At 39.5% G+C, this 2,688-nt stretch carries 4 protein-coding genes; 3 read left to right on the top strand and 1 reads right to left on the bottom strand.

Translation table 11 applies throughout. The features are described 5' to 3' along the window. The 3 genes from Q8907_15755 to phoU all read left to right on the top strand — a co-directional run. Positions 1-160 (top strand): phosphate ABC transporter, permease protein PstA (locus Q8907_15755; protein MDP4275725.1); only part of this gene is annotated, 160 nt, incomplete at its 5' end. 10 nt (positions 161-170) lie between these two features. Continuing rightward, positions 171-923 carry a phosphate ABC transporter ATP-binding protein PstB gene (pstB, locus tag Q8907_15750; GenBank protein ID MDP4275724.1) on the top strand — a complete coding sequence of 251 codons (753 nt, stop codon included), beginning with the start codon at positions 171-173 and terminating at the stop codon, positions 921-923. A 51-nt stretch (positions 924-974) separates the two neighbouring features. Beyond that, positions 975-1,676, top strand: coding sequence for a phosphate signaling complex protein PhoU (gene phoU / locus Q8907_15745; protein MDP4275723.1), 702 nt, complete (start codon positions 975-977; stop codon positions 1,674-1,676). 108 nt (positions 1,677-1,784) lie between these two features. Here phoU and Q8907_15740 read toward each other — a convergent pair whose 3' ends face one another. After that, the gene (locus tag Q8907_15740; GenBank protein ID MDP4275722.1) at positions 1,785-2,561 is read right to left on the bottom strand and encodes a UDP-2,3-diacylglucosamine diphosphatase; all 777 of its coding nucleotides are present in this window, start codon (positions 2,559-2,561) and stop codon (positions 1,785-1,787) included. Positions 2,562-2,688: the final 127 nt, after the last annotated feature.

Genomic DNA, 2,688 nt, shown 5'->3' with positions numbered 1-2,688 from the left:
TTATCATTTGTACGTGATATCCACCAGCGGGACAAATATCGAGCAGTCCAGGACAATGGCTTATGGAACCGCGCTGGTGTTGATTGCTATTGTACTTATAGTTAATTTGTTGGCAAATGGATTGAGAAGGTATTTTGGCAATAAAGTAAAAATGAATTAAAGAGAAGAACATGTCAAAAGTTGAAACTAAAGGTGTAAATTTATATTACGGTGATTTTCATGCACTAAAGGGTATTTCGCTGGCTGTTGAACCCAAAACGGTAACTGCTTTGATTGGCCCATCGGGTTGCGGGAAGTCAACTTTCTTGCGTTTATTCAATCGCATGAATGATTTGATCAGTGGAGTAAAAATTACAGGTGACGTTTTGGTGGATAGCCAGAATATTTATGATAAGAGTGTGGAAGTGGACGATTTAAGGAAAAATGTGGGTATGGTTTTCCAACGGCCCAATCCTTTTCCTAAATCAATTTTCGAGAACGTGGCTTACGGATTACGGGTGAATGGTTTTAAAGATCCGAAATTTATTGAAGAAAGGGTAGAACGATCCCTTCAGCAATCGGCTCTTTGGAATGAAGTGAAGGACAAAATGAAGAAATCGGCTTTCGAGCTTTCCGGCGGGCAACAACAGAGGCTTTGCATTGCGCGTGCTTTAGCTGTGGAACCTTCGATTCTGCTGATGGACGAACCGGCTTCGGCTCTCGATCCCATCTCCACCAACAAAATTGAGGAGCTGATCTATGAATTGAAAAATCAATACACCATCATCATTGTAACACACAACATGCAGCAGGCCGGACGGGTCAGTGACAAAACGGCTTTTTTTTACATGGGCGAGATGATTGAGTATGATGATACCAAAACAATCTTTACCAATCCCGTCAATCCCAAGACACAGAATTACATCACCGGAAGATTTGGATAATCAACAATTGAATAGAAACATTCAAACTTCAATAATTAAATTCTAGAAATCATGACACATTTAGATACGGAAATTCAACAGCTCAAAATAGACACCCTGGATATGTGGGCTTTGGTGCAAAACCAGCTTTCAAAGTGCAAGGAGGCTTTGACCAATTTCGACAGCGATCTGTCACGCGATGTGGTTGCTACCGAAAAGCGCGTAAATGCTTATGAACTGAAGCTTGACAGGGACTGCGAGAACATCATTGCCTTATTCAATCCTGTGGCCATCGACCTGCGTTTTGTTTTGTCTGTGTTAAAAATCAATTCCAACCTGGAGCGCATCGGCGATGTGGCCGAAAGCATTTCAAAGTTTGTGATTAAAACAGGCATCGATTTTGACAAGGAATTATTAAAAACTTCAGATATTCTCAAGATGTTTGAGACGGCCGAAGCCCTCTTTGCCGATGTTTCCCTTGCGTTCGAAAACGAGGATACACGCCTGGCGCGCAAAGTTTTTAAAAAGGATGAAATTCTGAAACAGGCCAATGATACCTCGGCTATGGCTGTAACAGAGTATATCAAACAGCATCCCGATCAGATTGAACAAAGCCTTCATGTGCTGTCTATCATTCGGAAGCTCGATAGGGTGGGCGATTTAAGCAAAAGTATCGCCGAAGAAATTATTTTCTACGTTGAGGCCAAGGTGCTGAAACACATCCCTAAAAAGGAAAAGATTAAAATTTTATCAAAGGATGATCCTAAGTCCTAACAAAATTATTTCTTCATACTGAAAGATTTATCATTGAATTATCTTGAACGGAGACCATTTGTCTGCAAGGCAAAGGTCTCCGATTTTATTTTTAATTTCTCTTGATGGTTAAAGGATGTCCAGTTTTTCTTTTTCTTCAGCAAGAAGCTGTGAATAGTGTAAGATTTTCCAATTGCCTTTTCCATCTTCAGCCAGGGCCGATAAGGATTCGATCCAGTCGCCTGAGTTCATATAAATGATGTTGTCATATGTGACTATTGAAGGATGATGAATATGGCCGCAAATAATTCCGTCATAGTTTTTACCTTTTGCCAGGTTGGCCAATTCTTTTTCGAAATCAGATATATACGAAACTGCGGATTTTACTTTCTGTTTAATCTCTTTTGAAAATGAATAATAGGGTAATCCTTTTTTCAACCGCCTGGCGTTGTAAATCTTATTTAACCAAAGGAGGAAAGTATATCCGATGTCTCCTAATTTGGCCAGCCATCTCAATTTGCTGGTCACCGTATCAAAAACATCTCCAGGGGTAACAAAGAAACGCTTTCCGTTGCTTTCAAGCAGATAGTCTTTTACGACAGAAAAATTACCAACCGTGAGTGGAATAACATTGTCAAGAAAATCATCATGATTGCCGCGTACATAAATAACCTGGGTTTTGTGTTTTTTCATCATCTTAATAATGGTTTTGAAAAAACGGGTATGCTTTTTCCCCCACTTTCCTGTTTTTTTAAGTCTCCAGCCATCAATGATGTCGCCATTCATAATCAGCTTATCGCAGGTGTTGGCTTTGAGGAAACGCACGACTTCTTTGGCTTTGGAATCCTTGGTCCCTAAATGTACGTCGGAAATGATAATGGTCCGGTAATGATTTTTAAGCAACATGACTGAAAATATTGAAGTGAATTTGAATTTACAAAATACAAAAATAACATTTATTTGAGACAATATAAATGCCGTGAATTTAGCCTTTGGGGTTTGGGTTTACGGCTATAAATCCAGAAACGATATT

This window comes from Bacteroidota bacterium, assembly GCA_030706565.1.
Classification (GTDB): Bacteria; Bacteroidota; Bacteroidia; order Bacteroidales; family JAUZOH01; genus JAUZOH01.
The sequence above is the reverse complement of the archived record's forward strand: the minus strand, read 5'-3'. Positions and strand labels throughout refer to the sequence as shown.

What these genes read in the sequence shown, in the direction of transcription:
- Q8907_15740 (MDP4275722.1), bottom strand. Translation starts at nt 2,561, where the DNA reads ATGTTGCTTAAAAATCATTACCGGACCATTATCATTTCCGACGTACAT.
- pstB (MDP4275724.1), top strand. Translation starts at nt 171, where the DNA reads ATGTCAAAAGTTGAAACTAAAGGTGTAAATTTATATTACGGTGATTTT.
- phoU (MDP4275723.1), top strand. Translation starts at nt 975, where the DNA reads ATGACACATTTAGATACGGAAATTCAACAGCTCAAAATAGACACCCTG.